1 pseudogene is annotated in these 255 nt (G+C 71.0%); it reads left to right on the forward strand.

Annotation, left to right across the window (positions count from 1 at the left end):
• Positions 1-255: pseudogene (locus tag RM812_RS42885) on the forward strand (hypothetical protein); the annotation flags it as partial.

The following is a 255-nucleotide window of genomic DNA, read 5'->3' on the forward strand; positions in this document are numbered from 1 at the left end:
GCCAGGGGCTGCCCTGGTCGGTGCTGTCGGTCGACTACCAGCGCATCCTGCAGGTGCTCGCGGACCGGGCCCGGCTTCATCAAGGGCCGCTGACCTGCCAGGAGATGGCCGCCATGTTCGGCATGGATGTGGTGCCGGCCCGGGTGGAGGCACTGCGGTCGAAAGCGAAACGCCTGGTCGCGCGAGGCTGGCTGGCCGAACAGCAGCCAGGCCGGTTCACCCTCGCGGCAGGCGTGAGCGAGCCAGGCGACGGGT

Origin of the sequence: Streptomyces lancefieldiae, assembly GCF_031845825.1 — a bacterium.
GTDB lineage: Bacteria > Actinomycetota > Actinomycetes > Streptomycetales > Streptomycetaceae > Streptomyces > Streptomyces lancefieldiae.